A 22,435-nucleotide genomic window follows, 5' to 3' on the forward strand; every position below is an offset into this window, starting at 1 on the left:
CCCGCTCAGGCCGTGATCATCAGCTGCCCGGCGCCGCTGCCGCCCTGTCTAAGGCACTCCTGGTTGATCGCCGGATCCGGGGCGCTCGGCGAGGTGGCGGCGGCGATCCGCAGCTCGATGATGTCCCGCACGGCCGGCCACTCGTCGTCGAGGATCGAGTAGAACGCGGTGGAGCGCACCACGCCGTCCAGCCCGCGCGAGTGCGCCCGGCGGACGCCCTCGGAGGTCGCGCCGAGCCGCTCGATCGCGGTGCGCGAGCGCAGGTTGCGGGCGTCCGCGCGCAGCGAGATCCGCTGCACGCCCCAGGTCTCGAAGGCGTGGCGCAGCATCAGCAGCTTGGCCTCGGTGTTGATGCCGGTGCCCTGGGCGCGCGGCGAGAGCCAGGTGTTGCCGATCTCGGCCGCGTCCGGGACGGCCGTGGCCGGATCGCCGAACGGGACCCCGGGCGCGGGCGGCCAGACCAGCGGGCCCTGCCAGTAGTCGAGTTCCAGGAACCGGGTGGAGCCGACCACCCGGCCGTCGGCGAGGTTCACTGTCGCGAACGGCAGCGACCGACCCGCGGCCTGGTCGGCGAGCGCCCGCGCGACGTAGTCGCGGGCGGCTTCCAGGCCGTGCGGGACGGGGGTGAAGGCGTAGGTCGTACGGTCCTCGGCGCCGGCCTCGGCGATGGCCTCGGCATGGTGCGCGGCGAGTGGCTCCAGCCGCACGGTGCGGCCGGTGAGGATGACAGGTACGGGCACGGAACCTTGGTCCTTCATCGGTCGGAGGGTGCCTCCCGGGCCGGGGTACGGCACGGGGTGCTCTGGCTGGGTACGCCTGGGCCCGGGTCCGCCGGCCGGTTGCCCGCGCACGCCGGAGGTCCGGTCGGGCGGGGTGGGGGCGGCGGCCCGGAACGGGCGGCGCGGGGTGCCGGAACGGACACGGGTCCTCGGACCGGTCCGGCGGGAAGAGCGAGGGGACAGTGTGCGTCCGCGAGATGGCCGAGAAGGGTACGAGAGCGCGAAGGGAAGCAGGCGGCCAGGTGAAGGCAAGATGCGTCGTGGGTGGCTGGCCGAGCACCGGACCGGGACGTGGCCGACGGCGTTACGGACGACGTGACGACGACGCGACGATGCGAGGCAGCGAGAGGACGATACCCGCCAGAAGGCGGTGCGTCACTTCGCGGCACGCGAATGGCCGCGCGGTCCGTTCGCGTGCCCTGCGGACGGGCCCCCTCCGGGGCCGTGACCAGGGCCGTGACCAGGGGTTCTCGCGCCTGGTGCGATCATGGTCCGGAGCGTTCCCCCGCGGCCGTCGGGCGAGTCCCCGGGGAGCCGCCGGACGGGCCCCGCGGCGGCCCGCGGCGGGAAGTCGGCAGGACCGGGGCCGGGGGCGGGAATTCCGGCGGCGCCCGGCACGCTGGAGAGGACGAGAAGCCGGTCGGCCGGGACGAGCCGGGAGCCGACCGGGACGAGCAGAGGACGGGGTTGGGTGCGCGGTGCGTGACTTCCAGGCGTTGTACGAGCTGGATCAGCGGGGCGTGGCCGCCGTTGCCGCGGCCAACGAGCAGTTGCGCGACACCGGTGCCGGCCTCGTGCTGCTGCAGCACTTCGAGGGCTTCATGGACGCCGGGGAGGCCGGCGGTCAGGTGGTGGCCCACCTGCTGGAGACGGGCGAGCCCCAGGTGGTGGCCCGCTTCGACCACGACCGTCTGGTGGACTACCGGGCCCGCCGCCCGGCGATGGTCTTCGACCACGACCGCTGGACGTCGTACGACCCGCCGGAGATCCTGCTCCAGCTCGTCCACGACGCCGCCGGCGCGCCGTTCCTGCTGCTCACCGGCCCCGAGCCGGACGTCGAGTGGGAGCGCTTCGCGCGCGCCGTCCGCGAGCTGGTGGAACGCTTCGAGGTGCGGCTCTCGATCGACTTCCACGGCATCCCGATGGGCGTGCCGCACACCCGCCCGGTCGGCCTGACGCCGCACGGCAACCGGCTGGACCTCGCCCCGGGCTACCCGCAGTGGTTCGAGCAGGCGCAGGTCCCGGGCAGTGCCCAGGCGCTGGTGGAGTACCGCCTGGGCGAGGCCGGGCACGACGTCCTGGGCTTCGCCGTGCACGTCCCGCACTACGTGGCCCGCTCCGCCTACCCGGCGGCGGCCGTGCAGATCCTGGAGTCGGTGCAGTCCGCCACCGGGCTGGTGCTGCCCGCCACCGGGCTGCGCGAGCGGGTCTCCGAGGTCTACGCCGACATCGAGGAGCAGCTGGCCCAGGGCGACGGCGAGTTGCGCTCGGCGATCCGCGGCATGGAGGGCCAGTACGACGCCGTGGCGGGCGCGGAGGGCCGGGAGAGCCTGCTGGCCGAGCCGGTGGACCTGCCCTCGGCGGACGAACTGGGGCGGCGCTTCGAGCAGTTCCTGGCCGAGCACGAGCGCGGCGCGGAGTAGCGGACCGGGCGCAGCGGCCGGGGCGGGCGGAATCGGCCCTGAATCGGTCGGCCGGGCGGGGTCCGAGGGGCGGATTCCGGCCGGTTACGATGCGTCGGGAGACGATCGGGCCAGGGCGGGAGTCATCGGCCGCGACCGTTCGTTGGCCCCTGATGTGCCCGGGGGACGGGCCGCCGTAAGGAGCCGACCGTGACCCGTATCCCCGGGGGGAGACCATGCCGAGGACCGCACGCCCGACCATCGCCCTGACCGTCGGACTGGCCGCAGTACTGCTGGCCGGCTGCACCGACGACACCGGTTCGGACAGCCGGGGGAGCGGCGCCGGGGGCGGCACGCCCGCCCGCGCGCAGGCCGGGGCGACCTCGTCGCCGACCGCCGCCGCACCGCCCGCCGGCCCGTACGTCGCGCTCGGCGACTCGTACACCGCCGGGATGAAGATCGCCCCGCAGGTCGGCGAGCCGGGCGCCTGCCACCGCTCCGGGGCCAACTACCCGTCCCTGGTGGCGAAGGCGCTCTCGCTCGCCGCCGGGCAGTTCACGGACGTCAGCTGCAGCGGCGCCCGCACCGGGGACCTCATCGGCCCGCAGAAGGTGGCGGACGGGACCAACCCGGCCCAGCTGGACGCGCTGACCGCGGACACCCGGCTGGTCACCCTCGGGATCGGCGGCAACGACGCCGGCTTCATGGAGGTCGTGACGGCGTGCGCCAAGGAGAACCTGGTGGACATCCTCAAGGGCGTGATCACCGACAGCGAGGACCGGATCAGCAACTCGCCCTGCCGCGACCACTACGCCGCCGGCAACGGCACCGACGAGGTCCAGCGCAAGGTGGACGCGGCCGGTGACCGGGTCGGCCAGGTGCTCCAGGACGTCAAGAAGCGCTCCCCGAAGGCCCGGGTGTACGTGATCGGGTACCCGGGGCTGCTCCCGGCCGACCCGGCGAGCTGCCTGCCGGTGCTCGGCAACGCCGTGGCCGCCTCCGACCTGAGCTTCCTGGTGGAGAAGCAGCAGCAGCTCAACGGCATGCTGAAGAAGCGCGCGGAGGCCGCCGGTGCGGTGTTCGTGGACGTCGCCGGGCCCTCGGCCGGGCACGACATGTGCGCGGGGGAGGACCGGCGCTGGGTGGAGCCGCCCCTGCCGGCCCAGGGGCTGGCGCCGATCCACCCCAATGCCAGGGGGCAGGAGGCGGTGTCCGGCGTGGTCCTGAAGGCGATCAGGGGCTGAGGAACGCCCGAGCCGGTACCGGTGCCGGCATCGGTACCGTGCCGGGGACGTAGGGGACGTAGGGGACGTAGGGGACGTACGGGGCGCGCGGGGCCGTGCCGTCCGGGTGGGGCCGACTCGCCGGGGCGGGCACCCGCGCGCCGTGCACCGTTCACGCCCCGGCCCGCGCTCCTTCGCGCGCGGCACACCCCGCGTGTCGGGGGCCCGGCGTACGGTGAGGGGCATATGGATGACACCACGCACCGCCTCGCCGCCCCGATCCCGTACGACCACGCTGCCGAGGCCCGCTGGGTCCCCGAACCCGACAAGCGCCCGGGTCGCACCGCCTTCCAGCGCGACCGCGCCCGGGTGCTGCACTCGGCCGCACTGCGCCGGCTGGCCGGCACCACCCAGGTGGTCGCCCCGATGCGCAGCGACTTCCCGCGCACCCGGCTCACCCACTCCCTCGAATGCGCCCAGGTCGGGCGGGAGTTGGGCGCCGCCCTGGGCTGCGATCCGGACCTCGTGGAGACCGCTTGCCTGGCCCACGACATCGGCCACCCGCCGTTCGGCCACACCGGCGAGGAGGCCCTCGACCAGGCCGCCGAGGCCTGCGGCGGCTTCGAGGGCAACGCCCAGTCGCTGCGCATCCTGACCCGGCTCGAACCCAAGCGCTTCGCGCCCCAGGAGGAGCAGCCCGCCGCCCGGCTCGCCCCCTGGCCGGGCCGCAGCGTCGGCCTCAACCTGAGCCGGGCCGCCCTCGACGCCGCCACCAAGTACCCGTGGACCAAGGGCGCCCACCCCACCGACCCGGCCTCGCCCAAGTACGGCGTCTACGCCGACGACCTGGCGGTCTTCCGCTGGCTGCGGGCCGGCTCCCCGGCCGGCCGCAGGTGCTTCGAGGCCACCGTGATGGACTGGTCCGACGACGTGGCGTACTCCACCCACGACGTCGAGGACGGCCTCCAGGCCGGCCACATCGACCCGGCCGCGCTGCGCGCGCCCGGTGAGCGCGCCGAGCTCTTCAAGGTCGCGGAGCGCTACGCCCGGGACGCCGAGCCGGAGGAGCTGTCCGCCGCGCTGGACCGGCTGCTCGCCCAGGAGTGGTGGCCCCGTTCCTACGACGGCACCGCCCGCGCCCGGGCCGGGCTCAAGGACCTCACCAGCCAGCTGATCGGCCGCTTCTGCCTGGCGGCCGAGCAGGCCACCCGCGCCCGCTACGGCCCCGGCCGGCTCAGCCGCTACGCCGCCGAGCTGGTGGTGCCGAGGGACGTCCGGCTGGAGTGCGCGGTGCTCAAGGCGGTCGCCGTCCGCTACGTCATGCAGCGCGACGAGCAGGCCCAGCTGCGGGCCCGCCAGCGGATCGTGATCGCCGAGCTGGCGTACGTGCTCACCCAGCGCGCCCCCGAGGGGCTGGACCCGGTGTTCGCCGCCCTGTACCGCGAGGCCGAGGACGACCGCGCCGCCCTGCGCACGGTCATCGACCAGATCGCCACCCTCACGGACGCCTCGGCCCTGGCCCTGCACGCCAAGCTGGTCGGCGCCGCCTGGGCGTAGGCCCTGTCCGGCGCCGCCCGGGCGCGGCCGCTCGGCCGCGGCCGCCGCGACTCGAATGCCCGGCCGCCCCAGTAGACTTCCGGGGTGGCCGGGCGGATCAGGGACGAAGACGTACAGGCGGTGCGCAGCGCACTGCCGATCGACGCGGTGGTCGGCGACTACGTACAGCTGACCAACGGTGGCGGCGGCGAGTACAAGGGCGTCTGCCCCTTCCACGACGAGAAGTCCGCCTCCTTCTACGTGAACCCCGCCAAGGGCGTCTTCCACTGCTTCGGCTGCCAGGAGAACGGCGACACCATCGCCTTCCTGATGAAGATCGAGCACTTCACCTTCGCCGAGGCCGTCGAGCGGATGGCCGCCCAGGCCGGCATCACCCTGCGCTACGAGGAGGGCGGCTACAGCCCCCGCCACCAGCAGGGCGAGCGCACCCGGCTGGTCGAGGCGCACAAGGTGGCCGCCGCCTACTACCGGGAGCAGCTGGCCTCGCCGGAGGCGGAGATCGGCCGCCGCTTCCTGGCCGAGCGCGGCTTCGACGAGGAGGCCGCCGCGGCCTTCGGCGTCGGCTACGCCCCCGTGGGGTGGGAGCACCTGGTCCGCTACCTGCGCGGCAAGGGCTTCACCGACAAGGAGATCCTGTTGGGCGGCCTCGCCTCGCAGGGCCAGCGCGGCGGCCTGATCGACCGCTTCCGGGGCCGGCTGGTCTGGCCGATCCGGGACATCGCCGGCGAGGTGGTCGGCTTCGGCGCCCGCCGCCTGCGCGAGGACGACAACGGCCCGAAGTACCTCAACACCCCCGAGACCCCGATCTACAAGAAGTCCCACGTGCTGTACGGCATCGACCTGGCGAAGAAGGAGATCGCCAAGTCGGGCCGCGCGGTGGTGGTCGAGGGCTACACCGACGTGATGGCCTGCCACCTGGCCGGGGTCACCTCGGCGGTGGCCACCTGCGGCACCGCCTTCGCCGAGGACCACATCAAGATCATCCGTCGGCTGCTGATGGACACCTCGCAGTACCGGGGCGAGACCGTCTTCACCTTCGACGGCGACGCGGCCGGCCAGAAGGCGGCCCTGCGCGCCTTCGAGGACGACCAGAAGTTCGCCGCCAAGACCTCCATCGCGGTCAGCCCGGGCGGCATGGACCCGTGCGAGCTGCGCCTGGCCCAGGGCGACGAGGCGGTCAAGCACCTGATCGACAACCCGGTCCCGCTGTTCGAGTTCGCGCTGAACTCGGTGGTGGCCCGGCACCGGGTGGACACCCCGGAGGGGCGTTCGGCGGCGCTGGAGGAGGCGGCCCCGATCGTCGCCAAGATCAAGGACCGCTCGATCCAGCACGAGTACGCCGTCCGCCTGGCCGGCATGCTCGGCATCCTGGACGAGCAGTTCGTCGTCCGCCGGATCTCCCAGCTGGCCCGCTGGGACCGCGAGCGCCAGCAGAACCCGCGCGGCGCGGCCGCCCAGCGCCGCCCGGAGCCGGTCCAGCCGCAGCGCCCCGCGCAGCCCTCCTTCCGGCTCAACCCGCGCGACCCGGCCCAGTTCGTCGAGCGCGAGCTGCTCAAGCTGGCGCTCCAGCACCCGGACCTGGTCGGCCCGGCCTTCGACCACTACGGCGAGGACGAGTTCCCGACCCCGCCGTACACCGCCGTCCGGCAGGCCATCGCCAAGGCCGGCGGCGTCGCGTACGGGGCGGGCCTGCCCGACTTCACCAGCGCGGTGCGCGAGGCCTCCCCGGACGACCAGGTGCGCTCGCTGGTCACCGAGCTGACCGTCGAGCCGGTGCGCTCGCGCCGCAAGGCGGACGCGGTCTACGCGGGGGAGTTCCTGGTCAAGCTGCGCATGCTGGCGGTGGACCGGCGGATCACCGAGGTCCGCGGCTACCTCCAGCGGCTCGGCCCCCGCGCCGATGCCGAGCAGCTGCACGCGGTGCAGACCGAGCTGTGGCAGCTCCAGCAGTACGGGCAGCAGCTGCGCAGCCGGGGCGCGGCGGCGCTGTAGCGCTCCGCGCCACCCGCCGCGGGAACCGCACGCAGAAAGTCGGCGCACGAGTCTCGGCCGCGGAGTGTGGCGTACCGCACACTGGAGGGCGTCCCACCTCCGTACAGCGCGGGTCCGCCAGAGTCGCGCCCGCCCCGAGGGGATGCCCGTGGAGCAAGGCCTCGCCGCAGCGACCACCACCAGTACGGGAGCCAAGCCCGCCGGACCGGCCGGGCAGCAGGAGACCGGGGAGCAGGAGACCCACCACGGCCGGGCCCGGGCCGCGCCCCCGGACGGTGCCCGGGTTCCCGCCCAGGGCCTGCCGGAGGGCCACCCGGACAGCCCGGACAGCCCGGACAGCCCGGAGGGGCTGGACGCCCCGGACGGCCCCGACGGCCCGGCCTCCGGGCCGGAAGCCGGGCGCGGGTTCGAACCCGGGCCCGGGACACCGGCCGGGATCGGGGAGCCGGGGGAGCGCCGGGGCCCCGCCGACGACACCGGGCCGGCTGCCGACCTGCTGCGCCAGTACCTGCGCGAGATCGGCCGGATCCGCCTGCTCACCGCCGAGGAGGAGGTCGAGCTGGCCCGCCGGGTGGAGGCCGGAATCTTCGCCGAGGAGCGGCTGAACGGGCACCCGCCGCCGCCCGACCCGCTGGCCGGCGAGCTGGACGCCCTGGTGGTGCGCGGCCGGATCGCCAAGCGCCGGCTGATCGAGGCGAACCTGCGGCTGGTGGTCTCCGTCGCCAAGCGCTACGTCGGCCGCGGGCTGACCCTGCTGGACCTGGTCCAGGAGGGCAACCTGGGACTGATCCGGGCGGTGGAGAAGTTCGACTACACCCGCGGCTTCAAGTTCTCCACGTACGCGACCTGGTGGATCCGGCAGGCGATGAGCCGGGCGCTGGCCGACCAGGCCCGGACGATCCGGGTGCCGGTGCACGTGGTCGAGCTGATCAACCGGGTGGTCCGGGTCAAGCGCGGACTGCTCCAGGAACGCGGCCTGGAACCGACGGCCGCCGAGATCGCCGCCGCCCTCGAGCTGACCGAGGAGCGGGTGCGCGAGCTGCTGCGGTTGGCCCAGGAGCCGATCTCGCTGCACACCCCGGTCGGCGAGGAGGAGGACGTGGCGCTCGGCGACCTGATCGAGGACGCCGACGCCGCCTCGCCGGCCGAGTCCGCGACCTTCCTGCTGCTGCGCCAGCACCTGGAGGCCGTCCTGGCCACGCTGGGGGAGCGGGAGCGCCAGGTCGTCCAGCTCCGCTACGGGCTGGACGACGGCCGTCCGCGCACGCTGGAGGAGATCGGCGCGGTGTTCGGTGTGACCCGGGAGCGGATCCGCCAGATCGAGTCGAAGACCCTGGTCAAACTCCGCGACCACGCCTTCGCCGAGCAGCTGCGCGGCTACCTGGAGTAGTCAGCGGCCGGCCGTGGTCAGGACGCCCCCGCCGACGCGGACGGCCCCGCCGGCCCGGTCGGTGGCGCCGGCTCCGGCGGTGCTGCCGCCGGGTCGGCCGGTGCTGCCGCCGGGTCGGCCGGCGCCGGGGCGGCGGGTGTGGCCGGGGCCGGGGTCGTGGGTGCTCCCGCGCCGGTGCCCGGCGGGGGAGATGCGGGCCCGATCGGGATCGGGGTGGAGGCCACCACCATGGCCAGGTCGGAGACCACCGCGGTGCAGTCGTGGCCGGCCGACTGGTAGCCGCAGACCTGGAAGGTGACGGTCGGGTCCGCCGCGTTCAGCATCGACGAGTAGTTGTCGTAGCCCCAGTGGATGAGCGCCGTCTCGCTCTCGCCGTTGCTGTCGGCGATCGTCGCGTAGTCCTTGGGCTGGCCCTCGGTGATGGCCGCCCAGGCGGCCCGGCAGGTCTGGCTGTACCGGAGGTAGACGACCACCTTGCCGACCACCTGGGTCTGCAGGGTCCGGGCGTCCTTGCCGCAGCCGGTGGTCTTCGGGTCCTTGTGGGCGCAGCCGACGGCCTGGCAGGCCGGGGTGCCCGGGGCGGGTTTGGCACCGGTGGAGACGCCGGGCGTCACGGTGGGCCGGTCGGCCGCCGAGGCCTGGCCGTCGTGCCGGCTGATCCGCAGGCCCACCAGCACCAGCAGCAGCGCCAGCACGGCGGCGACGGAGACCAGCGTCGCCGGACGCCGCCACCAGACGGCGGGGACGGTCTCGGGCTCCTGCCCCGTGACCAGCGCCCCGTCGGTGGCCGGTTCCGGGAGGGTGTCCTCCTCGGGGGAGGGAACCCCGGCCGCCTCGGGGGCGGGGTTCCCGGCCGCGGGTTCCTCGGGGCCCGAGGGTGCGGCGGCGACGGCCGACCGCTTCACGTCCCGGCCGTCATGCTCGCTCGTGTCGACGCCCTCGCCGATGCCCTCGCCGACGCCCACGATCGCGCCCTCGTCGGGGCCCGCGACCGGTGCCCCGGCCTCCGGCCCCGCCACCGCCTGCCGCCACAGCGCCCGCAGCACGGCCCCGTCGCAGTCGACCGTCCCGGCCAGCGCGTCCAGCGCCTGCTCGGTGACGACCCGCTTGCCGTTGAGCCAGCGTTCCCAGGAGGCCCGGCTGTAGTGCGTCCGGGACGCCAGTTCGGACAGCGACAGTCCGGCGGTGTCCTTGATGGCCCTGAGCTCCTCCGCCAGGCGTCTGGCGGGCTCGGACAGCTCCTCGGGCAGTGGCTTCCAGGCGGAACCCAATGCGGCGCTCCAAACTCGAGAAACGGGGGACGGGGAACGGGTGAGCGGCAGGTCCCGGCCCGGGCCGTTCGGCGTCTCCGCTTCTCCAACCTGATCGGCCTGGCGTCCCAAACCCCAGGTCCTGGCGCTGAGACGGACGGAAGTGTCTCACAACCCCCGGAGACGCTCGAACATTCACGTGGTCATCGGGCAGAGTTCTCTGGCCGGTGCGGTCCGCCCGTCGGTGGAACCGTTCGGACACCGATCGATCACCCGTCGTCGGTCCGCACCCGCTCCCGGCCCCCCACCGGACCGGGGCAGCCTCGCGGGGGGAGGCTGCCCCGGCCCGCCCGGGATGCTCCGGCGGGGAGGGCGCTTCACTGCGCCCTCCCCGCCGTGAGGTTCCCCCGGGACCGCGAACGGAACGGTCAGTGGTGGAAGCCCGACCGGGCGGCGATGCCGAGCTCCCGCAGCGGGACGGGCTGGCGCCGCAGTTCCGGCAGCAGCCGGTCGAGGTCGGCCAGCAGCAGGTCGGCGAGGTCCCGGGAGAAGCCGTTGCGGCAGACCACCCGGAGCACCGACAGGTCCTCCCGGTTCGCCGGGAAGGTGTACGCGGGCACCTGCCAGCCGCGTTCGCGCAGCCGCCGTGAGACGTCGAACACGTCGAACGGGACGTCCCCCTCGGTGGTGAAGGCGAACACCGGGAGCTCGTCGCCCCGGGTCAGCAGCCGGAAGCAGTCCAGCCCGCCGATCCGCTCCGCCAGGTAGGTGGCGACCTCGCGGCAGGCGCCCTGGACGGCTCGGAAGCCCTCCCGGCCGAGCCGCAGGAGGACGTAGTACTGCGCCACCACCTCGGCGCCGGGCCGGGAGAAGTTGAGGGCGAAGGTCGGCATCTCGCCGCCCAGGTAGTTGACCCGGAAGACGAGTTCCTCCGGCAGCGCCTCCTTGTCGCGCCAGAGCGCCCAGCCGACGCCCGGGTACACCAGGCCGTACTTGTGGCCGGAGGTGTTGATCGAGGCGACCCGGGGCAGCCGGAAGTCCCAGAGCAGTTCCGGGTCGAGGAAGGGCGCCACCATGCCGCCGGAGGCGCCGTCCACGTGCACCGGGACGTCGATGCCGGTGCGTTCCCGGAAGGCGTCCAGGGCCGCGCAGATCTCCGCGACCGGCTCGTACGAGCCGTCGAAGGTGGAGCCGAGCACGGCGACCACACCGATGGTGTTCTCGTCGCACAGCGCCACCGCCCGCTCGGCGTCCAGGTGGAAGCGGCTGCCCTCCATGGGCGCGGTGCGCGCCTCGACCTCCCAGAAGGTGCAGAACTTCTCCCAGCACACCTGCACGTTGACGCCCATCACCAGGTTCGGCCGGGCCCCTGCGGCGTAGCGGTCGGGGTTGCGGCGCATCCAGCGGCGCTTGAGCGCCATGCCGGCCAGCATGCAGGCCTCGCTGGAGCCGGTGGTGGAGCAGCCGACCGCGGCGTCCGGGTCGGGGGCGTGCCAGAGGTCGGCGAGGATCGCCACGCAGCGCCGCTCCAGTTCGGCGGTCTGCGGGTACTCGTCCTTGTCGATCATGTTCTTGTCGAGGCACTCGGTCATCAGCCGGGTGGCCTGGGCCTCCATCGAGGTGGTGACGAAGGTCGCCAGGTTGAGCTTCGCGTTGCCGTCCAGCATCAGCTCGTCGTGGATCAGCTGGTACGTGGTGTCGGCCGCGACGGGGCCCTCGCCGAGCCGGTGCAGCGGCGGGGCCAGCTTCATCGAGCCCAGCGGGTCGGTGACGGTCGGGTACGGGCCCATGCTCAGCCGGCGGTCGCCGCCGGCCCCCTTGTGCAGCGCCATGGCGTCCTGCCGCCCTTCGCGTCGGTGGCCGTGTCCCGTTCCACGCTGCCACCGGGAGCCGGGCGACGCATCCGCACGGCCCGTCACCTCCGGGCCGGGGTCAGGCCACCTCCGGGTGGACCTGGTCGCGGGCGGCCCGGTACTGCTGACGCACCGCCGAGCCGATCGCCAGGTCCTGCTCCCCGTCGGGTTCGACGGTCTCGGCGTCCGGCAGCTCCCACTCCGGCGGCTCCGGGGTGCCGGCCAGCGCCCAGGCGGCCTGCCGGGCGGCCCCGCGGGCGGCGTGGGCGCCCGGTGGCGGCACCACGACCGGGACGCCGAACAGCATCGGGGCGATGTGCCGGACGGCGGGCAGCCGCCCGGCCGTGCCGAGCAGGAACACCCGCTTCACCGCGACGCCCCGGGAGCGCAGCACGTCGAGGGCGTCGGCGATGTTGCACAGCATGCCCTCGACGGCGGCCCGGGCCAGGTGTTGAGGGGTCATCGCCTCGGCCCGGAGCCCGGTCAGGGTGCCGGCCGCGTGCGGCAGCGCGGGGGTGCGCTCGCCGTCCAGGTAGGGCAGCAGCACCAAGCCGTAGGCGCCGGGGGAGGAGTGCAGGGCGAGGTCGCTCAGGCCCTCCAGGTCCCGGCCGAGCAGGGCGGCGGTGGAGCGCAGCACCTGGGCGGCGTTGAGGGTGGCGACCATCGGCAGGTGCCGGCCGGTGGCGTCGGCGAAGGAGGAGACCAGGCCGGAGGCGTCCACGACGGCCTCCTCGTGCACCGCGAAGATCGTTCCGGCGCTGCCGAGCGAGACCACCGCGTCGCCCGGGCCGAGGCCCAGGCCCAGCGCGGCGGCCATGTTGTCCCCGGTCCCGGCGGAGATCAGCAGGCCCTCGGGGGTGTGCCCGGCGGGCTCGGCCGGGGGCAGGACCTCGGGCAGCCTGAGCTGGTGGCCGATCGCCAGCTCGACCAGGTCCTGCCGGTACTCGCCGGTGATCGGCGACCAGTAGCCGGTGCCGGAGGCGTCGCCGCGGTCGGTGGTGCGGCGCTTGGGGTGGCCGAGCAGTTGCCAGACCAGCCAGTCGTGCGGCAGCAGCACCTCGGCGATCCGCCGGGCGTTGGCCGGCTCGAACTCGGCCAGCCAGCGCAGCTTGGCGATGGTGTACGTGGGGGCGGGCACGGCGCCGATCGCGGCGGTCCAGGCGGCCGGGCCGCCGAAGGCCTCCAGCAGCTTGGCGGCGGCCCCGCTGGAGCGCGGGTCGTTCCACAGGATCGCCGGGCGGACCTGCACCCCGCCGGCGTCCAGACCGATCATCCCGTGCTGCTGGGCGCTGACCCCGATCGCCCGGACGCCCTCCAGCAGGCCGCCGGTCGCGGCGTCGCCGAGCGAGTGCAGCCAGACCTGGGGGTCGGCCTCGCCCGGGCGCAGGTCCTGGTCCTCGGGGACGGGATGGGGAGCCTTGCCGGAGCGCAGGACGGCGCCGGTGTCGGCGTCGCACGCGACGATCCGGGTGCGGTTGGTCGAGCTGTCTATCCCCGCGACGATGGCCATGCCGAGATCATGCCTCAGCCCGGCCCGGGACGCGTCCGGGCCGGGTGAGACGTTGCCGGTTCGCGATCCCGGGCCGGGGTTCGCCCGGCCCCGGCGTCACCGTCCCGTCACGGACGGGGGTGACCGCCGGGCCGCGGGTCACGTGTCACGTGTCACGTGACCCGCGGCCCGGACCGGTGGCGCGGGTGCGACACCGGTCGGTCGGCGCCCGTCACGGCCGGACGGTGCCCCAGCCGTCGTCCCCCGTCCGGGAGCGGTTGAAGTACGGCACCCGGTCGGTGACGGCGTTCGGCAGCCGGTCGCCGACCCGGTCCGCGACCGCGCCGGCGGCCTTCCCGGCCACGGCCCCGGCCTGCTGCCGGGCCCGGTCGGTCGCGTTCTGGACCGTGGGGTTCCGGGCGATCTGCCGGGTGACCTTGGCGATCTGTTCGTAGCGCCGGCGCCCGGCCCGCGAGCCCAGGACGTAGCCGGCCGCGAAACCCGCGGCCAACGACAGCTTCCACATGGTCGGATCCACCCTCTCCTGGCGGCTTCTGCCGCATTGCCCTACCCGTCCGTCGGGACGGCGAACCGTCCGCGCCCCAGCATCCCCGGCCTCGTCGCCGGGCGCGCGCCGGGCACGCCGGGCGGCAACCGGGCGGCATCCGGGCGGCATCCGGGGAAAGCGATTGGCGGACCACCCCCCCGAGTGCGCTAATGTATGTCCCGCAGCGAGCGCCGAGGAGCCCGGGGAAACCGGGGGCCGAGGCGGAAGCCGATCCCCCATAGCTCAATTGGCAGAGCAGCCGACTGTTAATCGGCAGGTTATTGGTTCGAGTCCAATTGGGGGAGCTCGGGAGAAGGGCCCTCGGGTCCCTGATCCCTTCCGTGGTGCGGAAGTTCAGTACCGCGATCCCGCATAGCTCAATTGGCAGAGCAGCCGACTGTTAATCGGCAGGTTATTGGTTCGAGTCCAATTGCGGGAGCTGCGCCGGGCCTGCCCGGTGACTGCTCAGAGCGAAGGCCCCTCGGTCGACCGGGGGGCCTTCGTGTTGTCCCCGCCCGGTTGCGCGACGTGACGTACGCGACACCGCCCGCCTCCCCGGATCCGGGCCCGCACCCGGTTCCGCACCTGTGGCCGGCTCCCGGGTCAGCCGGTCGCCTTCCGGTAGAGGTCGGAGACCCGCCGGTCGAAGGTGACGCTGTACGAGGTGCCGGGGGTGTCCCCGCCCTCCTGGTAGCCGCCGATCACGCCGACCACCGCGCCGTCCCCGGAGACCCACGGGCTGCCGCTGGTGCCGTCGGTGTAGCCGCCGCAGTCGAAGCGCTCCTGGGTGGCGCTCTGCGAGCTGGTCCGGGCCGCGCAGGTGATCGGCTCGTCGCTCTCGTTCGGGTAGCCGGTGACCGAGACGGACAGCCCGAAGCCCTGGCCGGTGCCGATCGGGTTGCCGCCGACGGCGTCCTCGACCTGTCGGCCGCCCACCGGGCCCACCGTGACGAACGCCACGTCGTACTCCGGGTCGTCGTCGGCCGCCCAGCGCGGGTCGACGGTGATCGCCTGTACCGGCCAAGTCCCGTACGGCGTGGACCCGTTGCGGTAGCCGGGGGTGAACACCAGGCCGTCCAGCAGGCCGATCCGGCGGCTCTGCACGCAGTGCGCCGCGGTGACCAGCAGATTGCGCCGGGGGCTGTTCACCACGCTCGCGGTGCAGGCCCGCGGGCCCTGGGCGGTGTGGATGGAGAGGGTGCCGATCCGGTCCCGGGCGGGGCTCTGCTGCGCGACCTCGGCGGTCGGCGCCCCGTCCTGCCCGCCGCACGCGGTGCCGGTGGCCAGCAGCAGGGCGGCCAGCGCGGCCGTTCGTGCCGTGCGCGCGGGCCGTGCCGGGCGGGAGGCCATCGGGGCTCCGTCTCGTTCCTCGGGGCGGGCACCGGGGCCGTGCGTTCCGCCGTTCGTGGGGAAGATCTACCAGGCCGCGCCCGGCGGCGCCACCACCGGGTACCGGTCCGCCGCGCGGTCGGCCGGTGGTGCGGTCGTGGCCGCGGCTGACGCCGCGTCGCCATCCGGCCAGGCTGCCCCGTACGGGTGTCCGGCCGCCACCGGGGCTGCGCCGCCCGGGAGCTGGGCACCGTCGCGCACCCAGCTGCGCCCCCGGCGCGCACCACGGGTGATCGACCGGCTATGCTGCCCGGGACGGCCTCGCTGGGGCCGTCTGCTGCTGCCGTGCCGACGACCGGCGCGCGCGGCGAACCGGGGCGGTAGCTCAGCCGGTTAGAGCAGGGGACTCATAATCCCTTGGTCGTGGGTTCGAGTCCCACCCGCCCCACCTTCTCGATGTGCGACGAGTGTCGTACGACCCTTCGCGGGCGGGCCGCCGAGTCGGCGCCCGCCGCCTTCCCACCGCCTGCGACGTCGCAGAGTCTAGGCCGCGGCCACCTCCCTTCCCCGTGTGGCGCGCCGGAATTCACCCACCCGTGGGCATCGGCCCGAGCCGTCCCTGACGCCTGTCCGCCGTCGCCCGGCGGCCGCCCGTCCCCTCGTTCCCGCGTACCGGTCCCTGGCGCGGTGCGTCGAAAAAGTGATATCACTTTGCCATCGGATGCGGATGCTCGCCGAAGGAGTCGCTCCCATGACCACACCGCGTTTCGCCGTCGAGGACGGCCCCGCGCTGGACCTCCCGGTCCCCAGGATCACCGAACGGGCCATCACCGGGGTGGCCGGTCTGCCGGTGCTCGGCGCCGCGCTGCTCGGGCTGCTCGCCGGGATCGGCTCGACCGTCGCCGGCGCGGCCCAACTGGCCTCCAAGACCACCGGGTTGGGCATCGCGCTGGTGGTCGCCGGGCCGCTGCTGGCGCTCGTCTCGCTGGTGACGACGGTCGGGCTGACGGTGGTCTCGCCCGGCCAGGCCCGGGTGGTCCAGCTGCTCGGGCGCTACCGGGGCACCGTCCGCGCCGAGGGCCTGACCTGGCTGAACCCGTTCACCAGCCGGCGCCGGATATCCACCCGGATCCGCAACCACGAGACCGAGACCGCCAAGGTCAACGACGCGGACGGCAACCCGATCGAGATGGCCGCCGTGGTGGTCTGGCAGGTCGAGGACACCGCGATGGCGGTCTTCGAGGTGGACGACTACGCCGACTTCGTCGCCATCCAGACCGAGACGGCCGTGCGGCACATCGCCACCAGCTACCCGTACGACGCCCACCACGAGGGCCAGTTGTCGCTGCGCGACGGCGCCGACGAGATCGCCCGCAAGCTCTCCGCGGAGATCGCCGCCCGGGTCGCCTCGGCCGGTGTGCGGGTCGTGGAGTCCCGGATCACCAGACTCGCGTACGCTCCGGAGGTCGCCCAGGTGATGCTCCAGCGCCAGCAGGCCGGGGCCGTGGTCGCGGCGCGCAGGCTGATCGTCGAGGGCGCCGTCGGCATGGTCGAGGAGGCGCTGGAACGGCTCGCCGAACGCGATGTCGTGGATCTGGACGAGGAGCGCAAGGCCGCCATGGTGAGCAACCTCCTGGTGGTGCTCTGCGGCGACCGCGGCACCCAGCCCGTCGTGAACACGGGTTCCCTCTACCAGTAAGGCGAGGCCTTGGCGACGGAACGGAAGAAGCTCCTGTTGCGACTGGATCCTTCGGTTCACGACGCACTCGCCCGATGGGCCGCGGACGACCTGCGCAGCACCAACGCGCAGATCGAGTTCCTGCTCCGCCGCGCCCTCACCGACGCGGGCCGGATGCCCGGCGGCGCGGCCCGGCTCCCCCGGCGCGGGCGCCCGCCCAAGGAGAGCCCACCCGAGGAGAGCTCGCCCGAGGAGAACCCGGAGAGCGGAAGTCCCGACCAGGACTGACCGCGGCGGCCGGGCTCGCAACGGAAGGACCGGAGAACGAGATGGACCTGCTCACGAAGCTGCCCGCCACCCTGCCCGAGAGGCTGTACCTGCTCGCCTACGATCCGCGGCGCGGGCGGGTCACCCAGCAGTCCGGCCTCCACCTGCTGCTGCAGGCGGCGGCGCTGACCGAACTGCTGCGCCGCGGACTGGTGCGCGAGGAGGGCCGGACGGCCGTCGCCCGGTCCCGCGACGCCGCCGCCTCGGCCGGCCTCGATCCGTACAGCGCCCAACTGCTGGACCGGATCCGGGAGAAGCGGCCGCACAGCTGGAACTGGTGGGTCGGCCGCGCCCCCTCCGTCGGGCGCGACCAGCCGGCCCGGCGGGTCCGGGAGGGCCTGGCGGAGGCAGGCTGGATCGGCCTCGACCAGCGCCGGGCGGCCGGGGTGTTCCCGGTCACCCGGGTCACCCTGGGGGACCCCGAGGTGCGCCGGACGCTGGCGGCCTCCGTCACCGCCGCGCTGAAGGGCCCGCTCAGCCGGGTGGACCCGGCCGACGCGGCGCTGGTGGCCCTGGCCGCCGCCGGGAGGCTGCGCACGGTGCTGACCCCCAAGCAGCGCAAGGAGTACCGCGGCCGGATCGAGAAGCTGGGCCCGGCGGCCGGCCCCGTCCCGAAGGCGCTCGCCACGGCCCTGGCCTGGCGGATGGCGGGCCACGCGGCGGAGAGCGCGGCCCTGGGCTGACGGACCGTCCACGGGGGTGGCGGTCCGTCCACGGGACGGCCCGGTCCCGGTCCCGGTCCCGGGAACGCGGAACGCGGAGCCCGGGCGCCGTCGGGCGTCCGGGCTCCCGGCCGTCCCGGGCCCGTAAGCTGGCCGGATGCTCGAACCCGCCCTGCTGCCGACCCCCCTGGTGGACTGCACCGACGAGGCCTTCGCCCGGGCCGGGGTGGAGCTGCGGCTGAAGCGGGACGACCTGCTGCACCCGACCGTTCCCGGCAACAAGTGGCGCAAGCTGGCGCCCAACCTGGCCGCCGCCGCGGAGCAGGGCCACACCCGGCTGCTGACCTTCGGCGGCGCCTACTCGACCCACCTGCGGGCCGTCGCGGCCGCCGCCGGGGCGCTCGGGCTGGAGAGCGTCGGGCTGGTCCGCGGGGAGGAACTGGCCGACCGGCCGCGCAACTGGTCGCTGCGGGCCGCCGAGGCGGCCGGAATGCGGCTGGAGTTCCTGACCCGGGCCGAGTACCGGGAGGCCACCGGCCGGGCCGAGGGGGAGGACGGCACGGACGCGCTCCTGCGCCGCTGGGGCCGCTGCCTGGTGCTCCCGGAGGGTGGCTCCAACGCGCTGGCCGCCGTCGGCGCGGCCGGGATCCCCGCCGAGCTGCCCGATCTCGGCGCGCGGGACGTGGTCTGCTGCCCGGTCGGCACCGGCGGCACCCTGGCCGGCATCGCGGCCGGTCTGCCGGCGGGCGCACGGGCGCTCGGGGTGGCCGTGCTGCGCGGCGGCGAGGGCTACCTGGAGGCGGAGGTCGCCCGGCTGCACACGGACGCCTACGGGCGCGGGTTCGACAACTGGCGGATCGACCACGGACACCACGGCGGCGGCTACGGGAAGGTCCCGGCCGAGCTGGCCGGCTTCGCCGAGCGGTTCGAGCGCCGCCACGGGATCGGGCTGGAGCGGCGCTACGTCGCCAAGCTGCTCGCCGCGCTGACGGACCTGACGCGGGCGGGCGCCTTCCCGCGCGGCACCCGCCTCACCGCCGTCGTCACCGGACTGCCGGACCCGGAGTAGCGGCCGGCCGGCCCACGGCCGGTCGGTCGCGGGCCGGCCGTGGACCGTCGATCAGCCGAAGCTCAGGTTGGCGCACGGGTCGGTGTCGGCGTTGCGGGTGTTCTCCGCTATGCCGGTGGGGACGCCGCTCGGGAGGCCGTTCGGGGTGGCGCCGGGGGTGCTGCCCGGGGTGGCTCCCGCCGTCACACCGGTCGGGGCACCCGTCGGGGCGCCGGTCGGGGCGCCGGGCTCCGGGTTCGGGACGCCGGGCTCCTGGCTCGGGGTGCCGGGCTCCGGGTTCGGGGCGGCCACCGAGTCGATCCGGGTGCCGGCCGGGCGGAAGTCGGCGCCGAGGGTGACGGTGATCCCCTCGGAACCGGGCTCCTCGACCGCCTTGGCACCGGGGAAGAGCGCCACGACCTGGTCGGCGGTGGCCTTCAGCGCGGGATCGTAGGAGACCCGGGTGGCCTGCTGCCCGGGGGAGTTGGGGCCGAGCGTGACGTTGTGGAAGCCGCGCGCCTTGAGCGTCTCGCCGCCGGAGCCGGCCAGGCCGGGCGTGCCGACCCCGTTGACCACGGTGATCGGTGCCGCGCTCTGCTCCGGGGTGAGTGGAGCGCTCGGGGCGGCGGTGCCCGGGCCGGCGGTCGGGGAGGAGGTCACCTGGCCCGTCCCGGAGGTGCTCTGCCCGTCCAGGGTGCGGTCCTCGCGCAGCAGCTTCCACAGGGCGTCGGCGTCCGGCTGGACCAGCCGGATCCGCTCGCCGGCGAAGCGCCAGGGGGCGGTGACGAAGGAGACGTCGGAGAGCTTGATGTCCTCGATCGAGCGGGCGAAGTCCACCAGTTTCATCGCGGTGCCCAGGCCCTCGTCCACGGTGAGCGACTTGGTGGCGGCGTCGGCCAGCGGCAGCAGGGTGGGCAGCGAGAAGCCCTGGCCCTGCACCTTCTTGATCATCGAGGAGAGGAAGGCCTGCTGGCGCTTCATCCGGCCTATGTCGGAGTTGTCGCCGATGCCGTGCCGGATCCGCAGGTAGTCCACCGCGGACTGTCCGGAGAGCTTCTGGATGCCCTTCTTGAGGTGTATGCCGTACTGGTTGACGTCGTTGGGCACGCAGGCCTCCACGCCGCCCACGGCGTCGGACATCGCGGCCGCGCCCTTGAAGTCGACCACGACGGTGTGGTCGATCCGCAGCCCGGTGAGCTTCTCCACGGTGTTCTGGGTGCAGGCGGGGTTGCCCGTCTCGGCCAGGCCCACGGTGAAGGCGGAATTGAACATCTGGTCGGTCTTCGGCGCCGTCCAGGTGCCGTTCGGCAGCTTGCAGGACGGGATGGTCACCAGGGTGTCGCGGGGTATCGAGACGCCGACGGCGTGCTTGTGGTCGGCGTAGACGTGCACCAGGATCGCGGTGTCCGAGTGGCCGACGCCCTCGTCGCCGCCGCCCAGCGAGTCGTTGCCCCCGTCGCGGGTGTCCGAGCCGAGCAGCAGCACGTTGACCGGGACGGAGGCGCCCGGGCTGGCGGGGACGGGGGCCGGCGGGCGCTCGGTGGCGACGCCGCCGGAGTCGAAGGTGGTGATGTTGTTGTCCAGCCGGTGGTAGAACCAGGCTCCGGCGCCCACGACCGACAGCACCAGTACGGCGGCCAGGCCGATGGCGGTCCGCAGGTAGCGGCGCCGACGCGTACTGCTGCTCATCCTCCGTGCCCCCCGTCTTCAGATCTCTCGCGTTCGATGTTCGAACGTTAGACGTTCCGGGAGGCGGTTCGGTTACCCCCCTGGGGCCTACGGAAGGCCCCAGGGTCCTGTGATGCTGGTCACGCGCCCGGGCCGGAGGCGCCCGCGAGCATCCTGCGGAGCAGGTCGCGCAGGGCCGTCCGCTCGTCCGGGCCGAGCGCGGCCAGCGGCTCACGGGCGAAGTTCAGCGACTCCCGCAGTTCCTCGGAGGCGGCCGAGCCGGTGTCGGTGGCGGCGACCAGCTTGACCCGGCGGTCGTGCCGGTCGGCCTCGCGGGTGACGAAGCCACGGGATTCGAGCCGGTCGACGATGCCGGTGATGTTGGACGGCTCGCAGCTGAGGGTCTGGGCGATCTGGCGCATCGGCATCGGGCCGCGGCGCAGCAGGGCGAGCACCTTGGCCTGGGCGCCGGTGAGCGAGCGCGCGGCGGCGGCCTCCTCGTACTCGCGGTGGAACAGTGCGACCAGGTTGGCCATCAGGTCGACGACCTCGCGGGTGATCTCGTCGGGCTGCGGTGCGGCGTCCTGGATCAACTGGGTGTCCATGGTCAAGAGTCTACCTGAAAAGTTGACAAGGTGAACCTTTCATGTCCATCGTTACTTAAGTTGCTCAACCTTTCATGTGCTCGAAGCACGCCTGAACGACATTCGAGCGATACCCGAGCCGCATCCCGATCCGCATCAGAACCGCAAGGAGTGCCCCGATGGCAGAGCAGGCCGCCGTCCCCGCGACCGCCCGTGAATGGCACCTCGCCGCCCGCCCGCACGGCTGGCCCGTGCCGACCGACTTCGCCCTGGTCGAGGCCCCGGTCCGGACCCCGGGCCCGGGCGAGATCCTGGTCCGCAACGCCTACCTCTCGGTGGACCCGTACATGAGGGGCCGGATGAACGACGTGAAGTCGTACGTCCCGCCGTTCCGGCTGGGCCGGGCCATGGACGGCGGCGCGGTCGGCTACGTCGTCGCCTCCGGGGCCGAGGGCTTCGCCCCGGGCGACGCGGTGCTGCACGGGCTCGGCTGGCGCGAGTACGCGACCCTGGACGCCGCCCACGCGGTCAAGGTCGACCCGGCCGTCGCCCCGCTCTCCGCCTACCTCGGCGTCCTCGGCATGCCCGGCCTGACCGCCTACGCCGGCCTGCTCGCCGTCGGCGGCCTCAAGGAGGGCGACAAGGTCTTCGTCTCCGGCGCGGCCGGCGCGGTCGGCTCGTTGGTCGGCCAGATCGCCAGGCTCAAGGGCGCCTCGCTGGTGGTCGGTTCGGCCGGCTCGGCGCGGAAGGTGGCCACGCTGGTGGACGAGTTCGGCTTCGACGCGGCCTTCGATTACAAGGAGGCCCCGGTCGCCGAGCAGCTCGCCGCGGCCGCCCCGGAGGGCATCGACCTCTACTTCGACAACGTCGGCGGCGACCACCTGGAGGCCGCGATCGGCGCGCTGAACGTGCACGGCCGTGCGGTGCTCTGCGGTGCGATCGCCCAGTACAACGACACCGCCGCGCCCGCCGCCCCGCGCAACCTCGCGCTCGCCATCGGCAAGCGGCTGCGCCTGGAGGGCATGCTGGTGGGCGACCACGCGGGGCTCCAGCCGCAGTTCGTCGCGGAGATGGCCGGCTGGCTGAAGTCCGGTGAACTGCGCACCGAGGAGACCGTGGTGGACGGCTTCGAGAACGCCGCCGAGGCCTTCGTCGATCTGCTGCGCGGCGTCAACACCGGCAAGATGGTCGTCCGCCTGGAAGGCTGACACACCGTCAGATCGCCTGACCGGCACGCCGCCCCGCCGCCCCGCCGCCCCCGACCGGGCGGCGGGGCGGTCCGCCATGGGCGGTGTCGTTCGTGGTCGGGCGCGGGCCCTTCGGGCGCACTACCGCATTCCGGCCGGATCCGAAAGTGCGTCATCCATCCTGTGGTGCCGCGCGGTACGGTGGTTCCGCCGACGATGGGGCCGTTCGGGGGAGAGATCCGGCCGAGGG

18 protein-coding genes and 3 tRNA genes are annotated in these 22,435 nt (G+C 74.3%); 13 read left to right on the forward strand and 8 right to left on the reverse strand.

The features are described 5' to 3' along the window. Positions 1–5: 5 nt before the first annotated feature. Positions 6–740 (reverse strand): GNAT family protein, encoded by a 735-nt coding sequence (locus ABZ449_RS05395; RefSeq protein WP_360340530.1) that lies wholly within the window; start codon positions 738–740, stop codon positions 6–8. Positions 741–1,477: 737 nt separating this feature from the next. Between ABZ449_RS05395 and ABZ449_RS05400 the strand changes: the two genes are divergently transcribed. The 5 genes from ABZ449_RS05400 (at position 1,478) to ABZ449_RS05420 (ending at position 8,563) form a co-directional block, all read left to right on the forward strand. Then, positions 1,478–2,422 carry a PAC2 family protein gene (locus ABZ449_RS05400; RefSeq protein WP_360340533.1) on the forward strand — a complete coding sequence of 315 codons (945 nt, stop codon included), beginning with the start codon at positions 1,478–1,480 and terminating at the stop codon, positions 2,420–2,422. Between the two features lie 215 nt (positions 2,423–2,637). Next, the gene (locus ABZ449_RS05405) at positions 2,638–3,645 is read left to right on the forward strand and encodes an SGNH/GDSL hydrolase family protein (RefSeq protein ID WP_360340536.1); all 1,008 of its coding nucleotides are present in this window, start codon (positions 2,638–2,640) and stop codon (positions 3,643–3,645) included. Positions 3,646–3,870: 225 nt separating this feature from the next. Next, positions 3,871–5,181 (forward strand): deoxyguanosinetriphosphate triphosphohydrolase, encoded by a 1,311-nt coding sequence (locus tag ABZ449_RS05410; RefSeq protein WP_360340539.1) that lies wholly within the window; start codon positions 3,871–3,873, stop codon positions 5,179–5,181. Positions 5,182–5,265: 84 nt separating this feature from the next. Then, entirely contained in the window at positions 5,266–7,173 is a 1,908-nt protein-coding gene (dnaG, locus tag ABZ449_RS05415; RefSeq protein ID WP_360340542.1) for a DNA primase, read from the forward strand. A gap of 298 nt (positions 7,174–7,471) precedes the next feature. Continuing rightward, complete coding sequence (locus ABZ449_RS05420; RefSeq protein ID WP_360340790.1) at positions 7,472–8,563, forward strand: RNA polymerase sigma factor; 1,092 nt, start codon at positions 7,472–7,474, stop codon at positions 8,561–8,563. 17 nt (positions 8,564–8,580) lie between these two features. Here ABZ449_RS05420 and ABZ449_RS05425 read toward each other — a convergent pair whose 3' ends face one another. The 4 genes from ABZ449_RS05425 to ABZ449_RS05440 all read right to left on the reverse strand — a co-directional run bounded on the left by ABZ449_RS05425 (position 8,581) and on the right by ABZ449_RS05440 (position 13,693). Beyond that, positions 8,581–9,834: a DUF2690 domain-containing protein gene (locus ABZ449_RS05425; protein ID WP_360340545.1), complete on the reverse strand. Its 1,254-nt coding sequence runs from the start codon at positions 9,832–9,834 to the stop codon at positions 8,581–8,583. 407 nt (positions 9,835–10,241) lie between these two features. Then, positions 10,242–11,645: a glutamate decarboxylase gene (locus tag ABZ449_RS05430; protein ID WP_360340548.1), complete on the reverse strand. Its 1,404-nt coding sequence runs from the start codon at positions 11,643–11,645 to the stop codon at positions 10,242–10,244. A 100-nt stretch (positions 11,646–11,745) separates the two neighbouring features. After that, positions 11,746–13,176 carry an FGGY family carbohydrate kinase gene (locus ABZ449_RS05435; protein WP_360340551.1) on the reverse strand — a complete coding sequence of 477 codons (1,431 nt, stop codon included), beginning with the start codon at positions 13,174–13,176 and terminating at the stop codon, positions 11,746–11,748. A gap of 211 nt (positions 13,177–13,387) precedes the next feature. Then, a complete protein-coding gene (locus ABZ449_RS05440; RefSeq protein WP_360340554.1) occupies positions 13,388–13,693 on the reverse strand; it encodes a hypothetical protein in 306 nt (101 codons plus the stop codon). A 241-nt stretch (positions 13,694–13,934) separates the two neighbouring features. On the opposite strand from ABZ449_RS05440, the gene ABZ449_RS05445 reads away from it, so the two are divergent. Both ABZ449_RS05445 and ABZ449_RS05450 read left to right on the forward strand, forming a co-directional pair. Beyond that, positions 13,935–14,007: transfer RNA gene (locus tag ABZ449_RS05445), tRNA-Asn, on the forward strand. A gap of 61 nt (positions 14,008–14,068) precedes the next feature. Continuing rightward, a tRNA-Asn gene (locus ABZ449_RS05450) sits at positions 14,069–14,141 on the forward strand. A 164-nt stretch (positions 14,142–14,305) separates the two neighbouring features. Here ABZ449_RS05450 and ABZ449_RS05455 read toward each other — a convergent pair. Then, positions 14,306–15,052: a trypsin-like peptidase domain-containing protein gene (locus tag ABZ449_RS05455; RefSeq protein WP_360340557.1), complete on the reverse strand. Its 747-nt coding sequence runs from the start codon at positions 15,050–15,052 to the stop codon at positions 14,306–14,308. Between the two features lie 353 nt (positions 15,053–15,405). Here ABZ449_RS05455 and ABZ449_RS05460 point away from each other — a divergent pair. From ABZ449_RS05460 to ABZ449_RS05480, 5 genes are all read left to right on the forward strand, one after another. Then, positions 15,406–15,479 (forward strand) — tRNA-Ile (locus ABZ449_RS05460). Between the two features lie 303 nt (positions 15,480–15,782). Then, on the forward strand, positions 15,783–16,730 hold the full coding sequence (locus ABZ449_RS05465) for an SPFH domain-containing protein (RefSeq protein ID WP_360340560.1): 948 nt from the start codon (positions 15,783–15,785) through the stop codon (positions 16,728–16,730). Between the two features lie 9 nt (positions 16,731–16,739). Then, positions 16,740–16,997: a hypothetical protein gene (locus tag ABZ449_RS05470; protein ID WP_360340563.1), complete on the forward strand. Its 258-nt coding sequence runs from the start codon at positions 16,740–16,742 to the stop codon at positions 16,995–16,997. 41 nt (positions 16,998–17,038) lie between these two features. Then, positions 17,039–17,719, forward strand: coding sequence for a GPP34 family phosphoprotein (locus tag ABZ449_RS05475; protein ID WP_360340566.1), 681 nt, complete (start codon positions 17,039–17,041; stop codon positions 17,717–17,719). Positions 17,720–17,855: 136 nt separating this feature from the next. Continuing rightward, positions 17,856–18,767, forward strand: a complete 912-nt coding sequence (locus ABZ449_RS05480) for a pyridoxal-phosphate dependent enzyme (protein ID WP_360340569.1) — start codon at positions 17,856–17,858, stop codon at positions 18,765–18,767. 51 nt (positions 18,768–18,818) lie between these two features. On the opposite strand, the gene ABZ449_RS05485 is transcribed toward ABZ449_RS05480, so the two are convergent. Then, positions 18,819–20,435: an LCP family protein gene (locus ABZ449_RS05485; protein WP_360340572.1), complete on the reverse strand. Its 1,617-nt coding sequence runs from the start codon at positions 20,433–20,435 to the stop codon at positions 18,819–18,821. Positions 20,436–20,554: 119 nt separating this feature from the next. After that, a complete protein-coding gene (locus ABZ449_RS05490) occupies positions 20,555–21,019 on the reverse strand; it encodes a MarR family transcriptional regulator (RefSeq protein ID WP_360340575.1) in 465 nt (154 codons plus the stop codon). Between the two features lie 158 nt (positions 21,020–21,177). Here ABZ449_RS05490 and ABZ449_RS05495 point away from each other — a divergent pair, with 158 nt between their 5' ends. Further along, a complete protein-coding gene (locus tag ABZ449_RS05495; protein WP_360340578.1) occupies positions 21,178–22,206 on the forward strand; it encodes an NADP-dependent oxidoreductase in 1,029 nt (342 codons plus the stop codon). The last annotated feature ends 229 nt before the right edge of the window (positions 22,207–22,435 follow it).

This window comes from Kitasatospora sp. NPDC005856 (assembly GCF_040629945.1).
In the GTDB taxonomy this organism is placed as follows: Bacteria; Actinomycetota; Actinomycetes; order Streptomycetales; family Streptomycetaceae; genus Kitasatospora.